The following is a 22187-nucleotide window of genomic DNA, read 5'->3' as shown; positions in this document are numbered from 1 at the left end:
GTGTGCGTCTGACGGAGTTTCACGAGCTTGTCACCGGTCGATTCGGTGCGGTCTACGGCTCGTCGGTGCTGGTCGATCACGTCCTGACGGCCCTGGGTGGGCGCACGGCGTCACAGGCTGTCGAAGACGGGGTGGAACCGCGGGATGTATGGCGGGCACTGTGTGCAGACTTCGATGTCCCGCGCGATCTGTGGTGACGGCGCGGTGACACGCCGTACCGGCGCGCCTGCTTGATTCGAACAGATGTTCGGCCTAGTGTTGTGAATGTTCGCGCGATGGTTTGCGCAGGTCAGCCACTTGTCAGTGGGCTGTTCTAGCGTCTGCCTCAACCGATCGAAGACCAGATCTTCGAACACGACCACGAAACGGAGAACACCATGGCGCAGGCACCGGATCGCGAGAAGGCTCTCGAGCTCGCGCTCGCACAAATCGACAAGAGCTTCGGTAAGGGTTCGGTCATGCGGCTCGGCGACGAGGTGCGCCAGCCCATCTCCGTGATCCCGACCGGATCCATCGCGCTGGACGTGGCGCTCGGTATCGGCGGTCTGCCCCGTGGCCGTGTCATCGAGATCTACGGTCCGGAATCCTCGGGTAAGACCACCGTGGCGCTGCACGCGGTTGCCAATGCGCAACGTGCCGGCGGCATCGCGGCCTTCATCGACGCCGAGCACGCCCTCGATCCGGAGTACGCCAAGAAGCTCGGCGTCGACACCGACTCGCTGCTGGTGTCGCAGCCCGATACCGGTGAACAGGCGCTGGAGATCGCCGACATGCTGGTGCGCTCCGGGGCGATCGACCTCATCGTCATCGACTCGGTGGCCGCGCTGGTACCGCGCGCCGAAATCGAGGGCGAGATGGGTGATAGCCATGTCGGTCTGCAGGCCCGCCTGATGAGCCAGGCGCTGCGCAAGATGACCGGTGCGCTCAACAACTCGGGCACCACCGCGATCTTCATCAACCAGCTGCGCGAGAAGATCGGCGTGATGTTCGGCTCGCCCGAAACCACCACCGGTGGTAAGGCTTTGAAGTTCTACTCCTCGGTGCGTCTGGATGTGCGCCGCATCGAGACCCTCAAGGACGGCACCGACGCGGTGGGTAACCGCACTCGCGTCAAGGTTGTCAAGAACAAGGTGTCACCGCCGTTCAAGCAGGCCGAGTTCGACATCCTCTACGGCAAGGGCATCTCGAAGGAGGGCTCGCTTATCGACATGGGTGTGGAACAGGGCTTCATCCGTAAGTCCGGCTCCTGGTTCACCTACGAAGGTGAGCAGCTGGGGCAGGGCAAGGAGAATGCTCGTAACTTCCTGCTGGAGAACGTCGATGTCGCCAACGAGATCGAGAAGAAGATCAAGGAAAAGCTTGGTATCGGAGCGGTGTTGACCGATGACGAAGTCGTCCCGGCCCCAGTCGATTTCTAACTCGATTTCTCCACCGGGTTCACAAGGAACCCTTGACGATCTGCGAGCCCGGATCGCGTCGGTCCCCGAAGCCCCGACGTGTGAACCGGTTGACTCGCGGGACGAGCAGGCGTGGTCATATTGCCTTCGCCTGTTGACAAGTCGGGCGCGTACCCGCGCCGAGCTGACCGAAAGGCTGGTGCGGCGCGGGTACCCCGATGAGGTTTCCGGCCGAGTCATGGACCGGCTGGCCGCCGCCGGGCTGATCAATGACGCCGACTTCGCGACCCAATGGGTGAGGTCCCGGCACACATACTCCGGAAAAGGTAAGCGCGCCTTGGCCGCGGAGCTGCGGACCAAGGGGGTCTCGGCCGAGAACGCAGCTGCTGCGCTCGCGCAGATCGACGCAGACTCCGAACGGTCGCGCGCCGAGGAGCTCGTCGCGAAGAAGCTGAGGACCGAGAACCTGGATGACGGAGGGGGCAGGGCCGCACGACGATTGGTCGCCATGTTGGCGCGCCGCGGATACGGTCAATCCCTGGCTTACGACGTGGTGAAGATCGCCCTGGCCTCGGAAGCGGAGCGCCGCAACGTCGGGTGACCGCTATTCCGCTTACAGGCCGAACGGGCGTGCTGGAGCATCCGGTGGCGGGGCACCTTCGTCTGGCGCGTTGGATCGCATGCTCATCGAGGCTTCGGCCGACGGTGATTGCACGCCCGGCAGGCACGGCACCTGGCGCGAGATCGTCTTGAATGGCCCGATCTCAGTGTCCTCATTGAGCATCGGGAGCGGACCGCAGTTCCCCTTGAAATGTGCGTCCATAGTGAACGGAGTGGGGTTCACGCAGGTCAGGTTCATGCCGACCGGTGTCGCGACCTGCAGGCAGTCGAAGTTCAACGGAGCTCCGTAGGCCACCGGCGCACTCGTAAGGGCTGCTCCCGTGCATGCCGCTCCAAAAACGGCAGACACGCCGACGGTCAATACGATGTTTCGCATGATGATTATGGTAACGAAGTGATACCTGTTACGTAATACTTCGATTGTGATAGTTGAGTAAGAATCTAACCTGTGATGCGGCTGTGAAGTTCTCTCACGTGTTCTTGGCGTAGTGCCGAGCCGCCTTCGCCCTGTTTCCGCATGTCGCCATGGAGTGCCACCGTCGGGCACCGTTCTTGGACGTGTCGTAGAAGAACAACACGCACTGTGGGTGCGCGCACTGTTTGATGCGGTCGGGGGACTCGGCCAATAGGGCCAGCAGATTGTCGGCCGCGAGCCAGCCGGGGAGCCAGCACGATTCGGGAACCTCGGCGGTGTCGCGCGGCCCGTCGTCGGTCAGGGAGCGGCGGATCGCGCCGCGGGACAGCAGGGTATTGATGTCGTCGAGCTGGGCCTCCTTCACCGCGCGATAGATGGCATCGCGTGCGGCGAGCAGCGCCTCTCGCGTCTGCTCGTCGGCGCCGCATCGATCGTGAAGGTTGTTGGTGCGCAACCAGATATGCAAACCCTCGACATCGGTGAGCAGATCCTGCAGCCCATCGCCACTCATCCACCGGGTGTTCAGTAGGTCCAGTGCGAGCGGTTCGCCGAGGTGGGGTCGTGGATCGGCCATGGCCTGAGGTTAGCTGCCTCCTTCGAGGGGGAGTGTGTGACACAGATTCTAACCCCCAAAACAAGATAGACGGTTGACAAGGGTTGACGTACGCGCCTACGGTATAACCAGTCAACAAAAATTATAGGTTAGAAAGGTTTCATCCATGAGCACTGCTATCGCACCTCGCGTGGTCACCGGTCACATCGGGCTGAACGTCAGCGATCTGGAGAAGTCGGTCGCCTTTTACCGTCGGGCGTTCGGATTCGACGAATTGGTGCTGAGCGCGGACGGCGCGCAGCGATTCGCATTCCTCGGATTCGACAGCGGGCCCGTGCTCACCCTGTGGGAACAGAGCAGCGGGGAATTCTCGAGTGCCACGCCCGGCTTGCACCATTTGTCGTTCCAAGTGGATTCCGTAGAGCAGGTGCAGCAGGTGGAGGCAATCTTGAAGGAACTGTCGACAGTGTTCGTACACGACGGAGTTGTCGCGCACGGGGAGGGCGCCACCTCTGGTGGGATCTTCTTCAGCGATCCCGATGGCATCCGTCTTGAGGTGTTCGCGGCGACGGGCGTGGACCACCACGCGGCGCCATCGGGTGACGCGCCGACATGCGGGTTCTTCTGAGATGAATTATCACGCCGGGGAACTGGCCGTCCAGCGTCGAATGGGTCAGTCCGACAGCGCCATTCGTGTCGGACGGATCATCTCCTCGGAGATACCCGAGGTTGCGGCGGCCTTCCTGGCCGCTCAACCCATGGTGTTCGTATCAGCGCATGACGACGACGGGCGGATGTGGGCTGGTCAGATCGTTGGTCCCCCCGGCTTCGCGCACGCCACAAGCACCCGCATCATCGCGATCGAGGGAGTACCGGTCTGCGGTGATCCGCTGGCGGTGCCGCTGCAATCGGAGCGCAAGGTCGGTTTGATCGCACTGCAACCGCAGCGCCGCCGCCGGATGCGCGTCAACGGCACGGCGAGGCCGGCGGAGCAGGGCCTGATTGTCACCACCGACCAGGTGTATTCCAACTGCCCCAAGTACATTGCGCGGCGCGATGTAGTCGGTGTCGGACCCGGCCTGCCGGTAGATCCGCGTCGGGGTATTGCGCTGAATGTCGAACAACGGCTGACGGTTTCAGCGGCCGACACGTTCATCATCGGCACTGCCGACGGCGAGGGCAATGCCGATGCGTCACACCGGGGTGGCAATCCCGGCTTTCTGCAGGTGCTTTCACCGAACCTGCTGCGCTGGCCCGATTACCTGGGCAACTCGATGTTCATGACGTTGGGGAATCTGCATGTCGATCCCCGATGTGGTCTGCTGATCCCTGACTGGCACAACGGATCGGCGTTGCAACTCACCGGAACCGCGCGCCTGAATTGGAATGAAGACACCTTTGCCCCGGGCGCACAATGCTCGGTCGACTTCACCATCGACGAGGTCGTCGAGACCCCCAATGCCAGCCCCCTGCGATGGGGAGAAGCTGAACCCTCACCCGCCAACCCGTCTGTGTAGACAAGGAAAGACACATCATGCGTCCACCGCTGCCGCCATTCGACATCGACTCCGCTCGCCAGAAGGTGCGCGCCGCCGAGAATGCCTGGAACACCCGCGATCCGGAGAGTGTTGCCGCCGCCTATACCGAGGACTCGGTGTGGCGCAATCGCGAAGAGTTCATCACCGGGCACGCCGAGATCGTCGCCTTCCTCACCCGTAAGTGGGCCAAGGAAAACGGGTACGCGCTGCGCAAGGAACTCTGGGGCTTCCGCGAGAACCGGATGGCCGTGCGCTTCCAGTACGAGTGGCACGACGAATCCGGCCAGTGGTGGCGCAGCTACGGCAACGAGCTGTGGGAGTTCACCGCCGAGGGTTTGATGTCCCGGAGGGAAGCCAGCATCAACGACACCCCGATCGATGAGGTGGAACGCCGGCTCTTCGGTCCGCGCCCCGATGGTGACGAGTCACCGCTGCCGATCCGCTGACTACTCGCCGTAGTCCTGGCGCAGATCCTTGTGTGCGGGGTCCACACCGCGCGTCTCCAGCAGATCTTTGGTGACCAACCCGGGCTCGGGCTGAGCGTGCGGAACCTCCAAGAGGCTCTTCTTCTTTCGGCCCTCACGCAGCTGCCGTTCGATGTTGGTGGCCAGCGAGGACAGTGCGAAGTTGATGACGATCATGATGATCGCGACCACGACGAGCGCGGGAAGATAGTTGCCGTAGTAGGACGCCGAGCGGATACCCGAACGCACCACCTCGATGTAACCGAAGGCATAGCCCAGCGCCGAGTCCTTCAACGCGATGACCATCTGCGAGATGAGTGCCGGCAGCATCGCGGCGATCGACTGGGGGAGCAGGATCAGTCGCATCATCTGTGACTTGCGCATGCCCAGCGCCACCGCGGCCTCGGACTGTCCCTTGGGTAGCGACTGGATGCCCGACCGCAGAATCTCGGCGATGACCGAACCGTTGTACAGCGACAAGCCGGTCACCACGGCGGCAAATGCCAGGTACTCGGAGGGGAACACGGCCTGCTGGCCGTACAGGTAGTACGAGAACACCATCAGGATCAGTACCGGGATGGCGCGGAAGAATTCGACGAGTGCGCTGGAAATCCAGCGCACGGCACGGTGCTCGGAGAGTCGTCCAATGCCGAGCACCGCGCCGAGCACCAACGCGAAGACGATCGACAACGCCGCCGAAGTGATGGTGCCCACCAGGCCGGGCAGGATGTACGTGGTCCACGTATCAAGATGCAGGAACGGTGACCACTTTTCGGCGGTGAGCTGTTCGTTGGCGACCAGAGTCCAGATCACCCAGGCCGCTACGGCGGCCACCACCACGGTGAACCCGACGGCGATGATTCGATGCAGCGCACGGGCCTTCGGACCGGGTGCGTCGTACATGACGGTGGCGCTGCCGGTCATCGCTTCACCGCCAACCGCTTCGCGAAGTATCCGAAGGTGAGCCCGATCGTCAACGTGATCACCATGTATCCCGCCGCGATGATCAGGAAGATCCACACGATCTGATCGGCGAAGAGCTCGATCTCCGACCGCATCAACAGCGCGGCCTCGGCCACACCGATCGCGGAGGCGATCGAGGTGTTCTTCACCAGCGCGATCAGCACGCTGCCCATCGGGGCCAGCACTGATCGCATTGCCTGCGGCAACACGATGAGGGCCAAGACCCTCCAGAACGGCAATCCGAGGGACCGGGCGGCCTCGGCCTGGCCCAGCGGAACGGTGTTGAAGCCCGAGCGCAGCGTTTCACACACGAAAGTTGCTGTGTACAAGGAGAACCCGAGAACCGAGAGCCAGAAGTTGTTGTTTTTGATGAAGTTGGAGTTCTCGGGCGCCAATGCGATACCGAGATTCTGATAGAGGCCCACCGAACAGAACAGAATGATCAGAGTCAGCGGTGTGTTCCGGACCAGGTTGACGTACCAGGTCCCGAAGATCCGCATGATCGGCACCGGCGAGACCCGCAATTCGGCGAGGATTGTGCCCCATATCAGAGCGCCGACAGCCGAGAAGAATGTCAGTTTGAGAGTCGTCCAGAATGCGGGCCACAACTGTGGCCCCATGTTCGCCCACAGCGCGTTCACGCGGCCTCACACGCCTTATCGGCAATAGGCTTGGTACCGGTGATCTTCTCGACCGCGGCCAACGAGGGGTCGGGCTTGAGTCCGTAGGTGCCGCCTGCCGCGCGCCTTTCCCAGTCATCGATTGTGCTGTCGCCGAGTGCTTCCCGCAGATCCGAATCCCAGACTCCCGTGGCGATCATCTTGTCCAGTGCTCGGTCTATGGCCTCGATGGCCGCGGTGTCACCCTTGGCCAGGCCGATCCCGTAGACTTCCCTAGAGAACGGGTCGCCGTTCTTCTTCTGCTTCTTGGGTTTTCCGATGCACATCGGCTTGCTGAGCTCGTAGTTCATCTGGATCAGCTTGAACTCGCCCTCGTATCGCTTGGCATAGCCGGCCAAGATCGTCTCATCGGTGGTGAGGGCGTCGACCTTGCCGCGTCGTAACGCTTCGACACACGAGGAGTACGAGTCGAACTCTTGCAACTGGGTACCGGTCAGCAGGTTCTTGACGTTCTGCGCGGGAGTCGATCCGGACACCGAACACAGCTTCTTGCCGCGGTTCAGGTCGTCCAACTTGGTCAGCGAGTCGTCCGCCTTGCGCACCAGGAGGCCTTGGTAGGTAATGAGATACGGGCCGGCGAACGACACCTTTTGGGCGCGGCTGTAGTTGATCGAGTAGCTCCCGGCGATCATGTCGACCGTGCCGTTGTCGATCAGTTGTTCGCGCTGCGCCGAAGGGGTCTCATACCAGCGGATGGTCGGATGCTTGACGCCGAGCTCATCGGCGATGGCGTTCACGACGTACTCGGAGATCTTGACGTCGAATCCGCTCATCTTCTTGTCGGGGTGTTGCAAGCCCACCCCGGGCTGGTCGAATTTGGTGCCGAGGATGACGGTGCCGCCCCTGATCGACCCGAGCAGCTGCCGTGGTTCGGTGCTGCCGCAGGAACTGACCAGTGTGGCGACCATGGCCAGAGCCACCACCAGCGCGGTGTGCCGTTGCATCAGTGCCCGAGGATCTTTCCGAGGAAATCCTTGGCACGGTCAGACTTCGGGTTGGTGAAGAAGCTCTCCGGGTCGGAGTCCTCGACGATCGCGCCGTCGGCCATGAAGATGATCCGGTCGGCCGCCTTGCGTGCGAACCCCATCTCATGGGTGACCACCAGCATTGTCATGCCCTCTTTGGCCAACGAGACCATGACGTCGAGAACCTCGTTGACCATTTCGGGGTCGAGCGCCGAGGTGGGCTCGTCGAACAGCATGACCTTTGGGCCCATGGCCAGTGAGCGCGCGATGGCGACGCGCTGCTGCTGCCCGCCGGATAGCTGAGCCGGGTATTTGTCCTTCTGGCTGGCGATGCCGACACGTTCGAGTAACTCGATCGCGCGCTTGCGGGCCGTTTCCTTGTCGTGCTTGCGTACCTTGATCGGCGCCAGCGTCACGTTGTCCAAGATCGTCTTGTGTGAGAACAGGTTGAATGACTGGAAGACCATTCCGACCTCGGCGCGCAGGTTCGCCAGTGCGCGGCCCTCCTCGGGCAGCACGTTGCCGTCGATCCGGATGGTTCCGGTGTCGATGGGTTCGAGACGGTTGATGGTGCGACACAGTGTCGACTTGCCCGAACCGGACGGTCCGAGGATGACGACGACCTGGCCGCGGGGGATCTCCAGGGTGATGTCCTTGAGGACGTGCAAGTCACCGAAATGCTTGTCGACATGCTCAAGGGAGATCATCGGGGTGCTTGTTGCGGAGGCTTTGTCTCCGCTCGTTGACGTGTCGGTGCTCACCGGCATGGTCAGACAATACGGGTTTCTCTCACCTTTGCAGCATGGAACGAATCGGCCCGCATATCGGAGGGCTGCTGAGCAGGCACCTCACGATGCTGACTCCAGCAAACATCTGTAATACTGAAGTCATGCGCACGCGACGACGACCTTCCTATGAAGGTCCGCGAATCAATGCGCTCGCGCGAGTACTGGCATCGGTTCTGTTCATCGTATCTTTTCCGGTCGCGGTGATAAATGGGGCAACCTCGTGGGGCTGGGTTTTGGCAAGTTTCGGGCTGGCCTTCGGGGTGTGCATGTTGCCCAGCTCGCTAATGCGTTTAGTCACGCCGTCCAGCCAGGTGACGGTCGACGCGGGGCGGCACCTGCGGGACAGTGAGATTCTTGAGCGGCCGCGTCCCCGACGAGATGTCTCGTTCGCGATTGTCATCGCGTTGCTCGCGGGCGTCGTCCTGCTAGCTGTTGGCGGCGTATTTACAGAGCCGACGCTCCCGGAATCGTGGATAGGGGCCGGCTGGTGGATGTGGTTGGCCGTGAATGCCATCTGCAGCATCGACGATTGGTGGCAGGGCTGGCGCGTTCCGGAGCGGGTGCGGTGAAGAAGCGCTGGCGGGTGGCTCTCGATCTTTCTGCCGGAGTGTTTTGGCTCGGTGCTTTCGTCATCGCGGTCGTACACGGCGCTTCATGGTGGCAGTGGATTATTGCGGTCATCGCGCTGATCGCCGGGGCAATGACCATGCTCACGTGGCGTGATCTTTTCCACGCGCAACCGCCGACTCAAACCGGATATCCACGTTCAGCGGTTTTCTGGTCGGTGGTGGGTTTGTACGTATTTGGCGTCTTCTTCCTGGCGCTGCCTAGTCTGCTGGCCGACCCGGCGGATGCCATGAACTGGGTGTACTTGGGCTTTTGCCTACATGGGATTCAGCAGTACTCCTGTGATGCCGACGAATGGTGGAGGCGTCGTCCATCCGTCCGGAAATCCGCCTGAGCGCGGGCACGTACCATAAGTCGGTGACCAGTTCCGTGACTTCCGAGGATTCGGCGGTCCGGACGTACCAGGTCCGCACCTACGGCTGCCAGATGAATGTGCACGACTCCGAGCGGGTGTCGGGCCTCCTGGATGCGGCCGGATACGTCAAGGCGCCTGACGGCACCGACGCCGACATCGTCATCTTCAACACCTGCGCCGTGCGTGAGAACGCCGATAACAAGCTGTACGGAAACATCAGCCATCTGGCGCCCCGCAAGGCCGCCAACCCGAACATGCAGATCGCCGTCGGCGGGTGCCTTGCGCAGAAGGACCGCGAAGGCATGCTCTCCAAGGCGCCGTGGGTCGACGTGGTCTTCGGTACCCACAACATCGGTTCGCTGCCCGCGCTGCTGGAACGCGCGCGCCACAACAACGAGGCCCAAGTCGAGATCGTCGAGGCGCTGGAGCACTTTCCGTCGGCGCTCCCCGCGACCCGTGAATCGGCCTACGCCGCCTGGGTGTCGATCTCGGTGGGCTGCAACAACACCTGCACCTTCTGCATCGTTCCCTCCCTGCGCGGCAAGGAGATCGACCGGCGCCCCGGCGACATTCTGGCCGAGGTGCAGGCGCTGGTGGACCAAGGTGTGCTGGAGGTGACGCTGCTCGGGCAGAACGTCAACGCCTACGGCGTCAACTTCGCCGATCCCGAGATCGGCCGTGATCGTGGCGCTTTCGCGGAGCTGCTGCGCGCCTGCGGTCGCATCGAAGGCTTGGAACGCGTGCGATTCACCTCGCCGCATCCCGCCGAGTTCACCGACGATGTCATCGAGGCGATGGCGCAGACCCCGAATGTGTGTCCGCAGCTGCACATGCCGCTGCAATCGGGTTCGGACCGAATTCTCAAGGCGATGCGCCGTTCCTACCGGTCCGAGCGTTTCTTGTCGATCATCGACAACGTGCGGTCGGCCATGCCCGAGGCCGCGATCACCACCGACATCATCGTCGGTTTCCCGGGTGAGACCGAAGAGGATTTCCAGCAGACCCTTGAGGTGGTCCGCCGCGCACGCTTTTCCAGTGCCTTCACGTTCCAGTACTCGATCCGGCCGGGCACCCCGGCCGCGGAGCTTCCCGGCCAGCTGCCCAAAGCCGTTGTGCAGGAACGCTACGAACGGCTCATCGCGCTGCAGGAGTCCATCACCCTGGAGGAGAACCAGAAGCAGATCGGTCGCATCATCGAGGTGCTGATCGCGACCGGGGAGGGCCGCAAGGACGGCGAGACCGCCCGGATGAGCGGGCGCGCTCGCGACGGTCGTCTGGTCCACTTCCGACCGCAGGGGCACGTCGACGGGGAATTGCGCCCGGGCGATGTCATCGGTGTCGAGGTCACCGGTGCCGCACCGCATCACCTGATCGCCGACGGGGGAGTGCTGAGTCACCGGCGCACCCGTGCCGGCGACGCACACGAATCCGGCAAGAAGCCGAGTACACCGGGAATTGGCTTGGGAATGCCCGCGATCGGGGCGCCCAAGACAGAGCAGATTGAGGTTGCAGGGTGCGGGCTATGAGTGACTCCGAATCCGGGAAAGACGCCGAATTCGAGGAGTTCGCCGCGTTTCACAAGGATATCGACGCGGCCGAAAAGAAGGTCGCCGGCGAAATCGATCCGGGTGCCCGGGCGATGGTGGTGGCCGTGCTGGTCTTCGCGCTGCTGCTCACCTTTGTGTTGCCGCACACCGGCCACGCCAGGGGATTCGACGTTCTGGTCAACGGGGCGATTGCCGATCAGGAATCGGTGCGGGTGCCGTCCCGGATCTTTGTGTGGCTCGCCATGGTGTTCGGTGTCGGGTTCTCCATGCTGGCGCTGTTGACGCGCCGCTGGGTGCTGTCCTGGATCGCGCTGGCAGGCTCGTTTGTTGCCAGTGTCATTGGCATGCTGGCAATTTGGACGCGGCAGACCGCCGGAACGGGACATCCCGGCCCGGGCATCGGGTTGGTGATCGCCTGGATCGCCGTCATTCTGCTGACCTTCCACTGGGCGCGTGTGGTGTGGTCACGCACCGCGGTGCAGCTGGCCGCCGAGCAGGAGCGCCGCGAGGCCGCTAAGCGTGATCAGCGCACCTTCCTCGACGACGCCTTCGAGGACGACGAGGACCAGGGCAAGTAACTAGCGCGATCGGCTCTTGACCGCTGCCACTGCCGCATCGGCCCATTCTTGCCACTGCTTGGCGCTGGCCCGTGCCTTCTCGGCATCCTTGGTCTTGCCTGCGGCATCTGCCTTGGCGGCCTGCTCTTCGAACTGGCGCGCACGGTCCCGGAACTGCTCGGCACGTGCTTCCGCCTCGGGGTCACCCCAGCCGGATTCGCCGGCCTCGCGCACCTTCTTCTCCACAGCACGCAACCGCCGCTCCAGATCGGCCTGCTGCTCGCGCGGAACCTTGCCAATCGCGTCCCACTTGTCGCCGATGGCGCGCAAGGCTGCTCGCGCACCATCCACGTCGGCATCCGGGTCGATCTTCTCGGCCTCTACCAGCAATGCGCGCTTGGCATCGGCGTTGGCCACGAATTCGGCATCACGCGAAGCGGATTCGGCGTTGCGGGCCGAGAAGAACTTGTCCTGAGCGGCCTTGAAGCGGTGCCACAGGTTGTCGTCGGTCTCCCTGGGCGCCCGCCCTGCGGCCTTCCAGTCGTTGAGCAGGTTCCGGAACGCCGCGGCGGTGGCACCCCAATCGGTCGAGTCCGAGAGCGCCTCGGCCCGCTTGCAAAGGTCTTCCTTCTTTTCCCGGGCTCCGGCGCGTTCGCGGTCCAACTCGGCGAAATGCGCGCCGCGGCGACGGTTGAAGGTCTCACGTGCCGTCGAATACCGCTTCCACAGTGCGTCGTCGGTCTTGCGGTCGACACCATGGATGGACTTCCACTCGTCGAGAATGGCCCGGATTCGATCTCCCGCGGCCTTCCACTGCGTGGAATTGGCGGCCAGCTCCTCGGCCTCGGCGGCGAGTTCTTCCTTGCGGGAGATGCTCGCCGACCGGGCCTCATCGCGCTGGGCGCGTGCCGCTGCGGCCTGAGTGTCCGCGGACTCCTGCAGCGCCGACAGCCGTGCGGACAGAGAGTCCACATCGCCGAGCACCGCCGCGGTCGGCAGCGTCTGCGCCAAGTGCTCGGCCGCCGCCTTGATCTTGCGCGCGTCGCCCGATCCGGACCCGAGCCGCAGCTCCAGCAGCTGGATCTCGGTCTCCAGATCCTCGAACCGACGGCCGAAATGCGCATATGCCGCGTCGGCGTCACCGGCCTGCCAGGACCCGATCTGACGCTCGCCGGCCGAGGTGATCAGCCACACGGTGCCGTCGTCATCGACGCGGCCGAACTTGTGTGGATCGACGTGATGGGCCGCAGGGGCGGGTGCCGATGCCGCAGGACGTCGCGGCATCGGATGAGGTTTCGGCCCGGGCCGGGGGATGGGGGCGGCTCCGGGCTGGGGGGCGGGAGCAACTCCGGGCTGGGGGGCGGGAGCAACACTGTCGTGCTGTGGTGACTGATCCGGCATCGAAACCTCTTCCTACAATTGTTGCCGCGCAACACGGCGCCCTAAGCTCACTACACCGTTCATTCAAACAGGTGTCATCGCCGCACGGGCGAACATATGCCAGATGATCCCGCGAGGAGGCCGTGATGTCCGATGCGGATATCACGTCGGCACTCGCCATCGGGGCCGCCGCGTGCGTCGCATTCGGAGATGTCATCCACCAGCGCATGGCGCACGCCGTTGCCGCTGAGGATGTCGGCGCGCTGGGGCCCATCACCACCTTGCTGCGCAATTGGCCATGGTGGCTCGGGACGTTGATCAGCATGGTCGGATTCGGCCTGCAGGCTGCCGCGCTGGGGCAGGGTTCGGTGATCCTGGTGCAGACGCTGATGGTCTCCTCGCTGCTTTTTGCGCTGGTCATCGAGTCACGATGGTCCAAGCGTAGGGTCAGCCGATATCAGTGGGGTGCGGCGATCTTGCTCGCCGGAGCCGCGCAGGCCGGGGCCACCCGCGGGGGTGTAGTGGCGTGAGTCTGGCGATTGCGATCTGCCCGTCGACCCCGCTGCTCGTGCCCGAGCTGGGCGGGACGGCAGCCGAGGAAACTGCCGATCTGCGCGATGCCGCGACGGCGGCGGTAAGCGGCTTGCCCGCACGCTGGATCGCCATAGGAGTGGGGATCGGCCGGTACGGCCCAGAGGTGGCGGGGACGTTCGCCGGGTACGGCGTTGACGTGCATGTGTCGCTCTCGAATGCGGCCGAGGAGGGTGCGGAGCTTCCGCTGCCGGTGCTGATTGCCGGGTGGCTGCGTGCTCGTGTGGGCGCCGAAGAGGTCGAGGTACGTCTTCTGGACGCCGCCGAAGGAGACGCCGGCGCGTTCGGACGGGAGTTGCGTCGCGAGATCGGGGCGTGGCCCACGCCCCCGGGCGTGCTGGTGATCGCCGACGGCGCCAACACCCTCACCGACAAGGCGCCCGGCGGCTACCGGCCCGAAGCCGAAGGGATGCAACTGGCGCTCACCGACGCGCTCGGGCAGGGGGATGTGGCCTCGTTGCACGAGGTACCGGACATCATCACCGGGGGCGCTGCCTATCAGGCACTAGCCGGACTTGTGGGCACAGATGCCGTAGACGCCCAGTGCTTGTATCGCGGGTCTCCCTACGGAGTCGGGTACTTCGTCGGCACCTGGCGGGTGCGGTGATGCGGCCCATCGCCGTCATCGGCCCCACCGCCACGGGCAAGTCGGCGCTCGCGCTGGATCTCGCCGAGCGTTTGGGTGGGGAGATCGTGAACGCCGACGCCATGCAGCTCTACCGCGGCATGGACATCGGAACGGCCAAGGTGCCGCAGGCCGAGCGGCGGGGCATCCCGCATCACATGCTCGACGTGCTCGATATCACCGAGACCGCCACGGTCGCCACCTATCAACAACAGGCCGTCGCGACCATCGAGGACATCCGGGCACGCGGACATGTGCCGGTGATCGTGGGTGGCTCGATGATGTACATCCAAGCCTTGCTTGATGATTGGACATTCCCCGCGACGGATGCGCAGGTGCGTGCGCGCTGGGAGCAGCGGCTGGCGCAGATCGGGGTCGCCGCGTTGCACGCCGAACTCGCCGCACGCGATCCGGCCGCCGCGGCGATCATCTTGCCCACCGACGGACGCCGTACGGTGCGCGCCCTGGAGGTGATCGAGCTCACCGGCCAGCCCTTCGCAGCGTCGGCGCCGACCATCGGAGCGCCGCGCTGGGACACCATGATCGTCGGATTGGATTGGGAGACAGAGAAACTCGACGAGCGGATTGCGCTGCGCACGGATCTGATGTTCGAGCAGGGGTTTGTCGCGGAGGTCCGCAATCTTCTGGACGCGGGGTTGCGTAAGGGCGTCACGGCATCACGGGCCATCGGATACGCACAGGTGATCGCCGCGCTCGATGCCGGGGCAGGAGCCGATAAGCTGGCGCAGGCACGCGAACTGACCTTCATCGGCACGCGGCGTTATGTGCGCCGCCAGCGTTCGTGGTTCGGTCGTGACCACCGCGTCGCATGGCTGGCCGGGGGCCGCGCGGGTGATGCCGGCCTCTGTGGAGAAATCGAGTCGCGCTGGCGCCTATCCTCGAATACGTGAAGTTCACCAAGGGCCACGGCACTCAGAACGATTTCGTGGTGCTGCCAGATGTCCACATCAAGCGGGACCTATCGGTGCCCGCCGTCCAGGCGCTGTGCGACCGGCAACGGGGGCTCGGCGCAGACGGCGTGCTGCGCGTCACCACCGTGGGCGCCGCCCTTGAGGGCGCAGTTCTGACCGAGAAACCCGCCGGGGTGAGCATCGAAGACTGGTTCATGGACTACCGCAACGCCGACGGATCGATCGCCGAAATGTGCGGCAACGGCGTCCGGGTGTTCGCCCACTATCTGCGGTCGGTGGGGCTGGAACACCGCGACGAGTTCGTGGTCGCCTCCCTGGCCGGGCCAAGGCCGGTGCGCATCAACTCCTGGAGCCAGCTCACGGCTGACATCACCGTCGACATGGGCCCGGTGAAGGAGTTCGGCTCGGGCGAGGCGACCGTCGGCGGCCGGCGATTCTCCGGTCTGGCCATCGACGTGGGCAATCCGCACCTGGCCTGTGTGGACCCGGATCTGAGCACCGAACAACTGCGCATGCTCGATGTGGGTGCTCCGGTCACCTTCGACGAGGGGCTGTTTCCCGACGGGACCAACGTCGAGGTGCTGACCGCACCGGCCGACGGTGCGGTGTACATGCGCGTTCACGAACGCGGCGTCGGTGAAACCCGTTCCTGCGGTACGGGAACCGTGGCAGCGGCGTATGCGGGTCTGCGTCATCTGGGGCAGGAAACCGGCGAGCTCGTCGTCAACATCCCCGGCGGACAGGTGCGGGTAACGGTCACCGGTGAGTCCAGCTTCCTGCGGGGGCCTTCCATGCTGCTCGCCGACGGCGAGATCTCCGACGAGTGGTGGGGTGGCATTGGCGCCTGCGGATAATTCGGATGCGATCGAGGACCGTCGGATGGGACCATCGGCAACTGATATGCCCACCACCTATCTGACGCCCACCGACGGCGAACTCGCGCTGGAAGACCGCGCCGCACTCAAACGTGTGGCGGGGCTGTCCACCGAACTCGCCGACGTCACCGAGGTCGAATACCGGCAGCTGCGTCTGGAACGGGTTGTGCTGGTGGGCGTATGGACCGATGGGACCTCACAGGAGGCCGAGGCCAGCATGGCCGAACTGGCCGCGCTCGCCGAGACGGCCGGCTCCGAAGTGCTTGAAGGACTGATTCAGCGCCGTCAAAAGCCCGATCCGGCAACGTACATCGGCTCCGGCAAGGCGATCGAGCTGCGCGAGATCGTCCTGGCCACCGGCGCCGATACCGTGATCTGCGATGGTGAGCTGAGCCCGGCGCAGTTGGTGGCCCTGGAGAAGGCGGTCAAGGTCAAGGTCATCGACCGCACCGCGTTGATCCTGGACATCTTCGCCCAGCACGCCACCAGCCGCGAAGGCAAGGCGCAAGTGTCGCTGGCGCAGATGGAATACATGTTGCCGCGGTTGCGCGGCTGGGGTGAATCGATGTCCCGCCAAGCCGGTGGCCGTGCCGGTGGCGCTGGTGGCGGCGTGGGTACCCGAGGCCCCGGTGAGACAAAGATCGAGACCGATCGGCGCCGAATCCGCGAACGCATGTCCAAGCTGCGCCGCGAAATCCGTGACATGAAGACGGTTCGCGACACCAAGCGCAGCCGTCGCCTGGAAAGCGATACCCCGTCGGTGGCGATCGTGGGATACACGAATGCGGGCAAGTCGAGTCTGCTGAACGCGATCACAGGCGCGGGAGTTCTGGTTCAAGATGCGTTGTTCGCAACGCTTGAGCCGACCACACGGCGCGGAACATTCGACGACGGACGCGAATTCGTCATCACGGACACCGTCGGTTTTGTGCGGCACCTGCCCACCCAGCTGGTCGAGGCCTTCCGGTCGACCCTGGAAGAAGTGGCCGACGCGGACCTGCTCGTGCACGTGGTGGATGGCTCAGACCTGGCGCCGCTGGCCCAGATCGAGGCGGTGCGCAAGGTGATTGGCGAGGTCGTCGCCGATCATGATGCGTCTGCGGCGCCGGAGTTGTTGGTGATCAACAAGATCGATGCGGCGGGTGACTTGGCATTGGCGCAGCTGCGTCGTGCATTACCCAAGGCGTTGTTCGTGTCGGCGCACACCGGTGACGGGGTCGCCGCGCTGCGCGAGGCCATCGCCGAGGCGGTGCCCCGTGGAGACGTGCCCGTCGACGTGGTGATCCCCTACGAGCGTGGGGATCTGGTTGCCCGAATCCACACCGAGGGCCAGGTGCAATCCACCGAGCATCTGGCGGATGGCACACGGGTGGTGGGCCGGGTTCCGCGGGCGCTTGCCGCGGTCCTGACCGCGCTCTAGTCGTGGGCAGCGAACCGTGGCGGGACGTGCGCCCGCACCGGTGGGGGTGTGCCCTCGAACCGCTCGATTTGTACCAACACGTGCTGACCGGTGCATCCCTGCGCCAGGGACGAGGTGCCCGAGTCGTCGGTCAGGACATTCGGGTTTCCATGTGCGCAGGGCGAATCGAAATCAGATGGGTCGACGGGATCGAACCACGCCCCGGTCGAGAGCTGCACCACCCGGCGTCGTAGCCCTTCGTCGAGAACCGCCCCCGCCAGGCAGCTGCCGCGGTCGTTGAACACCCGCACCACGTCGCCATCGGAGATGCCACGAGCGGCCGCATCCTGCGGGTGCATGCGGAGAGGTTCGCGGCCCTGCACCTTCGATGCCTGGCTGGTGCCGCCGAAGTCGAGTTGGCTGTGCAGCCTGGTTCGCGGCTGATTGGCGATCAGGTGTAGTGGAAAGTGCTCGGCACGTTGCCCGTTGAGCCATTCGGTGGGTTCATACCAGCGTGGATGGCCGCCGCAGTCGGCGTATCCGAACTGGTCGATGGTCGCCGAGAAGATCTCGATTCGCCCGCTGGGGGTGTGTAGCGGGTGCGCCTCGGGGTTCTCCCGGAAGTCCGAGAGCAGTGTCAGACCCTGATCGGTCGGCAGCTTCAGATAGCCGCTGTCCCAGAATTCGTCGAAGGAGGGCACCGGGAAGTTCAGGGTGCCTGCCCATTCGGCGTAGATGTGGCGCAACCACTCGGCGGAGGTGCGCCCTTCGCTGAATCGCTCGCCGAAACCGAGCCTGTCAGCCAGCGCCGAGAATGTCGTGTAGTCGTCGCGAGAGTTGGCATAGGGCGGTGCGGCAGCCTTCATCGCCACCAACAGCGGGTCATTGCGGCTGCCGGAGAAGTCGTCGCGTTCGAGGCTGGTGGTGGACGGCACCACGATGTCGGCGTGCTTGGCCATCGCCGTCCAGACCGGATCGTGCACCACGACGGTGTCGACACGCGCCAGGCCGCGACGCAGCCGGGGCAGGTTCTGGTGGTGGTGAAAGGGATTCCCGCCCGCCCAATAGACGCACTTGATGTCGGGCAGGGTGAGCGTTTGACCGTTGTAGGCCAGCGTCTCGCCCGGGCGCAGCAGCAGCTCGCTGATGGCAGCCACCGGGATGAACGTCTCGACGGGGTTGGGGCCCTGCGGGAAGGTCGGCAGCCGGCAGCTGACGGGGGCCAGCCCGGGCTCGTTCATCGAGCCATAGCCATGGCCGAAACCGCCTCCGGGAAGCCCGATCTGACCGAGCATCGCGGCCAAGGTGAGTCCCATCCAGGGTGCCTGCTCACCATGGCGCACCCGCTGTAGGGACCAGCTGACCGTCACCAGCGTGCGTCCCGCCGCCATCCGGCGCGCCAAGGTACGCAGCTCGGCCGCGTCCAGGCCACTGATGTGTGCCGCCCACTCCGGGCTCTTGGGTACGCCGTCGTCGACGCCCAGTAGATAGCGTTCAAACCGCTCGTAGCCGGTGCAGTAGCTGCTCAAGAAGGTCAGATCTGCGAGCCCCTCCACGGCCAGCACATGTGCCAGCGCGAGCATGATCGCGACGTCGGTCCCGGGAACCGGGGCGTGCCATTCGCAGTCGCCATCGATGTCATCGCGTAGCGGGCTGAACGAGACGATGCGCCCACCCCGGTCGCGAAACCTGTTGAGGGCATCGCGTGCCGGGTGTGCGGTGGTGCCCCCATGGTTGACGCCCGTGTTCTTCAGCGCGATTCCACCGAACGACACCAGCAGATCGGTGTTCTCGACGATGACGTCCCAGGAGGTCGACCTCTTGAACAGTCCGTCGTGAGTTCCGATGACATGCGGCATGATGACCCCGGTCGCGCCCAGGCTGTAGGAGTGACGTGAAAAGGTGTAGCCACCAAGTAATTTCAGAAATCGGTGCACCTGGCTCTGGGCGTGGTGAAAGCGCCCTGCGCTGGCCCAGCCGTACGAGCCGCCATAGATGGCCGTATTGCCGTAGGTGTCGACGATGCGTCGCAGTTCATCGGCCAGCAGTTCGGTGAGCTCGTCCCAGGACACCTCCACGTACTCGTCCGAGCCGCGGGCGGTGCTGGGGCCGGGCCCGTCGCGCAACCATCCGCGGCGGACTGATGGCCCGGTTACCCGGGCTTGGTGCCGGATCGAGCCGGGGATGTTCTGCAGCAGTGGGGAAGGGTCCTGATCGGTCGCGAGGGGTGTGACGCCGACCACTTCTCCGTCGTGAACCTCGGGAGTGAAGGCACCCCAGTGGGTGTGCGAAAGTCGCGATGAACCGCGTGCGTGAAGAGCAGAAAACGCAGGCCTGGTCATCCAAATGACTCTAGGCTTTCTGTCCGTCGAAACCAGGTAGGCGAGTACCGACCGACCAGTGGGTTGGTATACATTCTGCCAAGTACGTAAATCCAAACCGGAAGGTGATCATGGCCGGCGCCGTTAAGTTCAAACGCACCATTTTCGAACCCGAGCACGAACTGTTCCGCGAGTCGTTCAAGACCTTCCTGGATCGGCATGCCGAGCCGTACAAGGAGGAGTGGGAGAAGAACAAGATCGTCGACCGCGCACTCTGGGTCGAGGCTGGCAAACAGGGCTTCCTGGGCACCGATATGCCCGAGGAGTTCGGCGGCGGTGGTCTTATCGATTTCCGCTACAACACGATCATCACCGAAGAGGTGACCAAGGGACGCCACACCGGCGTCGGATTCAGCCTGCACAACGATGTCGCCGGCCCGTACTTCCGGGACCTGGCCAACGACGAGCAGAAGGCCCGCTGGTTCCCCGGCTTCTGTTCCGGTGAGCTGATTTCGGCCATCGCCATGACCGAGCCCGGCACCGGCAGCGACCTGCAGGGCATCAAGACCCGCGCTGTCAAGGACGGCGATCATTACATTCTCAATGGCTCAAAGACCTTTATCACCAACGGCATCAACGCCGACCTGGTGATCGTGGTTGCGCAGACCGACCCGGAAAAGGGCGCGCTGGGCTTCTCGCTCATCGTCGTGGAACGCGGCATGGAGGGCTTCGAGCGCGGCCGCAAGCTCGACAAGGTCGGCCTGGATGCTCAGGACACCGCCGAGCTGTCGTTCACCGACGTCCGGGTGCCCGCGGCCAACCTGCTGGGCGAAGAGGGCCAGGGCTTCATCTACCTGATGAAGAACCTGCCGCAGGAGCGCATGTCGATCGCCGTCATGGCTGCCGCCGCGATGGAGTCGGTGCTCGAGGAGACCATCGCGTACACGACCGAGCGCAAGGCATTCGGCAAGCCCATCAAGAGCTTCCAGAACAGCCGATTCCTGCTCGCCGAGCTCGCGACCGACGCGACGATCATCCGGGTCATGGTCGACGAGTTCATCTCGCTGCTCAACAAGGAAGAGCTGAGCGTCGAGCAGGCCGCGATGGCCAAGTGGTACAGCACGGAGAAGCAGGTCCACCTGATCGACCGCTGCCTGCAGCTGCACGGCGGTTACGGCTTCATGCGCGAGTACCCGGTTGCCCGGGCGTACATGGACTCCCGTATCCAGACCATCTACGGCGGAACCACCGAGATCATGAAGGAGATCATCGGGCGTTCGCTCTGATCGTCGGTGCATATTCGTGACGCGACGGCCGCCGATGCGGCCGCGTGCGCGGCGATCTACGCGCCGTATGTGACCGATACTGCCATCTCGTTCGAGGAGGTGCCGCCGTCGGATGTCGTTCTTGCCGAACGCATCCAGACGGCGGCCCACCGGCATGCCTGGCTTGTCGCCGAGGACGGCGCGGAGATACTCGGATACGCCTATGCGGTGCCGTGGAAGTCACGGATCGCCTACCAGTGGGCGTGCGAAGTCAGCGTCTACGTCGACGGTGCGCGTCGACAGCGCGGGGCAGGACGGCAGTTGTACGCGGCATTGCTGGACCGGCTGCGCGATCTGGGTTACCGCACGGTGTTGGCCGTCGTCGTAGTACCCAACGCCGCGAGTGAAAAACTACACCGGTCAATGGGATTCGAGCAGGTCGCGCTCTACCGGCGGATCGGCTACAAGCTGGGCAGCTGGCATGATGTGGCGCATTTGCAGCTGTTCTTGACGTCCTCGGACGACGATTCTGTCCCCGGGCGACCGCCCGGGGCGGCCTAAACCTTGCGAATGACGGTGACGACCTTGCCGAGGATGGCGGCGTTGTTGCCGGGGATCGGCTCGAACAGCGGGTTGTGCGGCATCAGCCAGACCTGACCCGCCGTTCGTTTGAATGTCTTGACGGTGGCTTCGCCGTCGATCATCGCCGCCACGATATCGCCGTTGTCTGCGACGTTCTGCTGGCGGACCACCACCCAGTCGCCATCGCAGATCGCGGCGTCCACCATCGATTCGCCGACCACCCTGAGCAGGAACAACGATCCCTCGCCGACGAGTTCGCGGGGGAGTGGGAACACATCCTCGACGGCCTCTTCGGCCAGGATGGGGCCACCTGCGGCGATGCGCCCCAGGACGGGCACGAACGTGGGCTCCGGCAGATCGCCCGAGCCGATCACATCGGTGGTGGCCGACTGGCCGTGGGATTCGTCGAGTCCTCGAACATCAACGGCGCGTGGACGATTCGGATCGCGCCGCAGGAAGCCCTTCTGTTCGAGAGTGCGTAGTTGATGGGCGACCGATGAGGTGGAGGTGAGCCCGACGGCGTCTCCGATTTCGCGGATGCTCGGGGGGTAGCCCCGTTCATTCACCGATGCGCGGATGACCTCCAGGATGGTCCGCTGGCGCTCGGTCAGTGAACCGGTGGCGGCTCCCTTGCTGGGTGTATCGCTCATGCGCCCGAATCTAGACCTGTCGACGGTATTTATCAAACATGTGTTCGATGCGTGTCGCGAAATGTCGCGGATGAGCCTGCTGAATACCGCATCACCG

Annotated in this window: 26 protein-coding genes; 17 read left to right on the top strand and 9 right to left on the bottom strand. The window is 64.2% G+C overall.

The window, feature by feature from the left end; genetic code table 11:
• Nucleotides 1–2 precede the first annotated feature (2 nt).
• From MYCSP_RS14080 to recX, 3 genes are all read left to right on the top strand, one after another.
• Entirely contained in the window at nt 3–197 is a 195-nt protein-coding gene (locus MYCSP_RS14080) for a DUF3046 domain-containing protein (RefSeq protein ID WP_070910561.1), read from the top strand.
• 180 nt (nt 198–377) lie between these two features.
• Nucleotides 378–1418 carry a recombinase RecA gene (recA, locus tag MYCSP_RS14075; RefSeq protein ID WP_005057169.1) on the top strand — a complete coding sequence of 347 codons (1041 nt, stop codon included), beginning with the start codon at nt 378–380 and terminating at the stop codon, nt 1416–1418.
• Nucleotides 1384–1998 (top strand): recombination regulator RecX, encoded by a 615-nt coding sequence (recX, locus tag MYCSP_RS14070; RefSeq protein WP_088414060.1) that lies wholly within the window; start codon nt 1384–1386, stop codon nt 1996–1998. Before recA ends, recX begins: the two co-directional genes overlap by 35 nt.
• Before the next feature lie 12 nt (nt 1999–2010).
• Here the strand turns inward: recX and MYCSP_RS14065 are convergent, their stop codons facing one another.
• Together MYCSP_RS14065 and MYCSP_RS14060 are read right to left on the bottom strand one after the other, a co-directional pair.
• Nucleotides 2011–2394, bottom strand: coding sequence for a hypothetical protein (locus MYCSP_RS14065; protein WP_088414058.1), 384 nt, complete (start codon nt 2392–2394; stop codon nt 2011–2013).
• Between the two features lie 94 nt (nt 2395–2488).
• The gene (locus MYCSP_RS14060) at nt 2489–3007 is read right to left on the bottom strand and encodes a CGNR zinc finger domain-containing protein (RefSeq protein ID WP_088414056.1); all 519 of its coding nucleotides are present in this window, start codon (nt 3005–3007) and stop codon (nt 2489–2491) included.
• 145 nt (nt 3008–3152) lie between these two features.
• Between MYCSP_RS14060 and MYCSP_RS14055 the strand changes: the two genes are divergently transcribed.
• Genes MYCSP_RS14055 through MYCSP_RS14045 form a run of 3 tightly spaced genes read left to right on the top strand, consistent with a single transcriptional unit; the run spans nt 3153 to nt 4970 of the window.
• Nucleotides 3153–3614 carry a VOC family protein gene (locus tag MYCSP_RS14055; RefSeq protein ID WP_088414054.1) on the top strand — a complete coding sequence of 154 codons (462 nt, stop codon included), beginning with the start codon at nt 3153–3155 and terminating at the stop codon, nt 3612–3614.
• 1 nt (nt 3615) lies between these two features.
• A complete protein-coding gene (locus MYCSP_RS14050) occupies nt 3616–4503 on the top strand; it encodes a pyridoxamine 5'-phosphate oxidase family protein (RefSeq protein WP_088414052.1) in 888 nt (295 codons plus the stop codon).
• Nucleotides 4504–4517: 14 nt separating this feature from the next.
• Nucleotides 4518–4970: a nuclear transport factor 2 family protein gene (locus MYCSP_RS14045; protein WP_088414050.1), complete on the top strand. Its 453-nt coding sequence runs from the start codon at nt 4518–4520 to the stop codon at nt 4968–4970.
• Here the strand turns inward: MYCSP_RS14045 and MYCSP_RS14040 are convergent, their stop codons facing one another.
• From MYCSP_RS14040 to gluA, 4 genes are read right to left on the bottom strand one after another with little or no spacing between them, the layout of a single operon-like run.
• The gene (locus tag MYCSP_RS14040) at nt 4971–5912 is read right to left on the bottom strand and encodes an amino acid ABC transporter permease (RefSeq protein ID WP_083020079.1); all 942 of its coding nucleotides are present in this window, start codon (nt 5910–5912) and stop codon (nt 4971–4973) included. It abuts the gene before it with no gap.
• On the bottom strand, nt 5909–6592 hold the full coding sequence (locus MYCSP_RS14035; RefSeq protein WP_070910554.1) for an amino acid ABC transporter permease: 684 nt from the start codon (nt 6590–6592) through the stop codon (nt 5909–5911). Before MYCSP_RS14035 ends, MYCSP_RS14040 begins: the two co-directional genes overlap by 4 nt.
• Nucleotides 6589–7575, bottom strand: a complete 987-nt coding sequence (locus MYCSP_RS14030; protein ID WP_088414048.1) for a glutamate ABC transporter substrate-binding protein — start codon at nt 7573–7575, stop codon at nt 6589–6591. The genes MYCSP_RS14035 and MYCSP_RS14030 overlap by 4 nt, the downstream gene beginning before the upstream one ends.
• The gene (gene gluA / locus MYCSP_RS14025) at nt 7575–8303 is read right to left on the bottom strand and encodes a glutamate ABC transporter ATP-binding protein GluA (RefSeq protein WP_070910552.1); all 729 of its coding nucleotides are present in this window, start codon (nt 8301–8303) and stop codon (nt 7575–7577) included. Before gluA ends, MYCSP_RS14030 begins: the two co-directional genes overlap by 1 nt.
• A 182-nt stretch (nt 8304–8485) precedes the next feature.
• Between gluA and MYCSP_RS14020 the strand changes: the two genes are divergently transcribed.
• Genes MYCSP_RS14020 through MYCSP_RS14005 form a run of 4 tightly spaced genes read left to right on the top strand, consistent with a single transcriptional unit; the run spans nt 8486 to nt 11491 of the window.
• Nucleotides 8486–8953 carry a hypothetical protein gene (locus tag MYCSP_RS14020; protein WP_162266367.1) on the top strand — a complete coding sequence of 156 codons (468 nt, stop codon included), beginning with the start codon at nt 8486–8488 and terminating at the stop codon, nt 8951–8953.
• Nucleotides 8917–9345, top strand: a complete 429-nt coding sequence (locus MYCSP_RS14015) for a hypothetical protein (protein ID WP_083020075.1) — start codon at nt 8917–8919, stop codon at nt 9343–9345. Before MYCSP_RS14020 ends, MYCSP_RS14015 begins: the two co-directional genes overlap by 37 nt.
• A 23-nt stretch (nt 9346–9368) precedes the next feature.
• The gene (miaB, locus tag MYCSP_RS14010) at nt 9369–10892 is read left to right on the top strand and encodes a tRNA (N6-isopentenyl adenosine(37)-C2)-methylthiotransferase MiaB (RefSeq protein WP_088415622.1); all 1524 of its coding nucleotides are present in this window, start codon (nt 9369–9371) and stop codon (nt 10890–10892) included.
• Nucleotides 10889–11491 carry an Rv2732c family membrane protein gene (locus tag MYCSP_RS14005; RefSeq protein ID WP_070910549.1) on the top strand — a complete coding sequence of 201 codons (603 nt, stop codon included), beginning with the start codon at nt 10889–10891 and terminating at the stop codon, nt 11489–11491. The genes miaB and MYCSP_RS14005 overlap by 4 nt, the downstream gene beginning before the upstream one ends.
• Here MYCSP_RS14005 and MYCSP_RS14000 read toward each other — a convergent pair whose 3' ends face one another.
• The gene (locus MYCSP_RS14000; RefSeq protein ID WP_083020073.1) at nt 11492–12754 is read right to left on the bottom strand and encodes a DUF349 domain-containing protein; all 1263 of its coding nucleotides are present in this window, start codon (nt 12752–12754) and stop codon (nt 11492–11494) included.
• 242 nt (nt 12755–12996) lie between these two features.
• Here MYCSP_RS14000 and MYCSP_RS13995 point away from each other — a divergent pair, with 242 nt between their 5' ends.
• The 5 genes from MYCSP_RS13995 to hflX are packed head-to-tail and all read left to right on the top strand — an operon-like array spanning nt 12997 to nt 17293.
• Nucleotides 12997–13380 carry a DMT family transporter gene (locus MYCSP_RS13995; RefSeq protein WP_088414046.1) on the top strand — a complete coding sequence of 128 codons (384 nt, stop codon included), beginning with the start codon at nt 12997–12999 and terminating at the stop codon, nt 13378–13380.
• Nucleotides 13377–14048, top strand: coding sequence for a class III extradiol ring-cleavage dioxygenase family protein (locus MYCSP_RS13990; protein ID WP_083018611.1), 672 nt, complete (start codon nt 13377–13379; stop codon nt 14046–14048). Before MYCSP_RS13995 ends, MYCSP_RS13990 begins: the two co-directional genes overlap by 4 nt.
• Complete coding sequence (miaA, locus tag MYCSP_RS13985) at nt 14048–14977, top strand: tRNA (adenosine(37)-N6)-dimethylallyltransferase MiaA (RefSeq protein ID WP_088414044.1); 930 nt, start codon at nt 14048–14050, stop codon at nt 14975–14977. Before MYCSP_RS13990 ends, miaA begins: the two co-directional genes overlap by 1 nt.
• Nucleotides 14974–15852, top strand: a complete 879-nt coding sequence (gene dapF, locus MYCSP_RS13980) for a diaminopimelate epimerase (RefSeq protein ID WP_070910544.1) — start codon at nt 14974–14976, stop codon at nt 15850–15852. Before miaA ends, dapF begins: the two co-directional genes overlap by 4 nt.
• A gap of 46 nt (nt 15853–15898) precedes the next feature.
• On the top strand, nt 15899–17293 hold the full coding sequence (hflX, locus tag MYCSP_RS13975; RefSeq protein WP_088414042.1) for a GTPase HflX: 1395 nt from the start codon (nt 15899–15901) through the stop codon (nt 17291–17293).
• Here hflX and MYCSP_RS13970 read toward each other — a convergent pair.
• Entirely contained in the window at nt 17290–19614 is a 2325-nt protein-coding gene (locus tag MYCSP_RS13970) for a molybdopterin guanine dinucleotide-containing S/N-oxide reductase (RefSeq protein ID WP_083018605.1), read from the bottom strand. The two genes, hflX and MYCSP_RS13970, sit on opposite strands and share 4 nt — an antisense overlap.
• Nucleotides 19615–19724: 110 nt before the next feature.
• Between MYCSP_RS13970 and MYCSP_RS13965 the strand changes: the two genes are divergently transcribed.
• Complete coding sequence (locus tag MYCSP_RS13965; RefSeq protein ID WP_070910770.1) at nt 19725–20879, top strand: acyl-CoA dehydrogenase family protein; 1155 nt, start codon at nt 19725–19727, stop codon at nt 20877–20879.
• A gap of 6 nt (nt 20880–20885) precedes the next feature.
• Nucleotides 20886–21419: a GNAT family N-acetyltransferase gene (locus MYCSP_RS13960; protein ID WP_088414040.1), complete on the top strand. Its 534-nt coding sequence runs from the start codon at nt 20886–20888 to the stop codon at nt 21417–21419.
• On the opposite strand, the gene lexA is transcribed toward MYCSP_RS13960, so the two are convergent.
• The gene (lexA, locus tag MYCSP_RS13955) at nt 21416–22090 is read right to left on the bottom strand and encodes a transcriptional repressor LexA (protein WP_070910540.1); all 675 of its coding nucleotides are present in this window, start codon (nt 22088–22090) and stop codon (nt 21416–21418) included. The two genes, MYCSP_RS13960 and lexA, sit on opposite strands and share 4 nt — an antisense overlap.
• Between the last annotated feature and the right edge of the window lie 97 nt (nt 22091–22187).

It is taken from the genome of Mycobacteroides saopaulense (assembly GCF_001456355.1).
GTDB classification, from domain to species: Bacteria; Actinomycetota; Actinomycetes; order Mycobacteriales; family Mycobacteriaceae; genus Mycobacterium; species Mycobacterium saopaulense.
The sequence above is the reverse complement of the archived record's forward strand: the minus strand, read 5'-3'. Positions and strand labels throughout refer to the sequence as shown.

Bases quoted from the DNA above. Each gene is read 5' to 3' on its own strand.
- recA (WP_005057169.1), top strand. From the start codon at position 378: ATGGCGCAGGCACCGGATCGCGAGAAGGCTCTCGAGCTCGCGCTCGCA.
- recX (WP_088414060.1), top strand. From the start codon at position 1,384: ATGACGAAGTCGTCCCGGCCCCAGTCGATTTCTAACTCGATTTCTCCA.
- MYCSP_RS14065 (WP_088414058.1), bottom strand. From the start codon at position 2,394: ATGCGAAACATCGTATTGACCGTCGGCGTGTCTGCCGTTTTTGGAGCG.
- MYCSP_RS14060 (WP_088414056.1), bottom strand. From the start codon at position 3,007: ATGGCCGATCCACGACCCCACCTCGGCGAACCGCTCGCACTGGACCTA.
- MYCSP_RS14055 (WP_088414054.1), top strand. From the start codon at position 3,153: ATGAGCACTGCTATCGCACCTCGCGTGGTCACCGGTCACATCGGGCTG.
- MYCSP_RS14050 (WP_088414052.1), top strand. From the start codon at position 3,616: ATGAATTATCACGCCGGGGAACTGGCCGTCCAGCGTCGAATGGGTCAG.
- MYCSP_RS14040 (WP_083020079.1), bottom strand. From the start codon at position 5,912: ATGACCGGCAGCGCCACCGTCATGTACGACGCACCCGGTCCGAAGGCC.
- MYCSP_RS14030 (WP_088414048.1), bottom strand. From the start codon at position 7,575: ATGCAACGGCACACCGCGCTGGTGGTGGCTCTGGCCATGGTCGCCACA.
- gluA (WP_070910552.1), bottom strand. From the start codon at position 8,303: ATGATCTCCCTTGAGCATGTCGACAAGCATTTCGGTGACTTGCACGTC.
- MYCSP_RS14020 (WP_162266367.1), top strand. From the start codon at position 8,486: ATGCGCACGCGACGACGACCTTCCTATGAAGGTCCGCGAATCAATGCG.
- MYCSP_RS14005 (WP_070910549.1), top strand. From the start codon at position 10,889: ATGAGTGACTCCGAATCCGGGAAAGACGCCGAATTCGAGGAGTTCGCC.
- MYCSP_RS14000 (WP_083020073.1), bottom strand. From the start codon at position 12,754: ATGCCGCGACGTCCTGCGGCATCGGCACCCGCCCCTGCGGCCCATCAC.
- MYCSP_RS13995 (WP_088414046.1), top strand. From the start codon at position 12,997: ATGTCCGATGCGGATATCACGTCGGCACTCGCCATCGGGGCCGCCGCG.
- miaA (WP_088414044.1), top strand. From the start codon at position 14,048: ATGCGGCCCATCGCCGTCATCGGCCCCACCGCCACGGGCAAGTCGGCG.
- hflX (WP_088414042.1), top strand. From the start codon at position 15,899: ATGCCCACCACCTATCTGACGCCCACCGACGGCGAACTCGCGCTGGAA.
- MYCSP_RS13970 (WP_083018605.1), bottom strand. From the start codon at position 19,614: ATGACCAGGCCTGCGTTTTCTGCTCTTCACGCACGCGGTTCATCGCGA.
- MYCSP_RS13965 (WP_070910770.1), top strand. From the start codon at position 19,725: ATGGCCGGCGCCGTTAAGTTCAAACGCACCATTTTCGAACCCGAGCAC.
- lexA (WP_070910540.1), bottom strand. From the start codon at position 22,090: ATGAGCGATACACCCAGCAAGGGAGCCGCCACCGGTTCACTGACCGAG.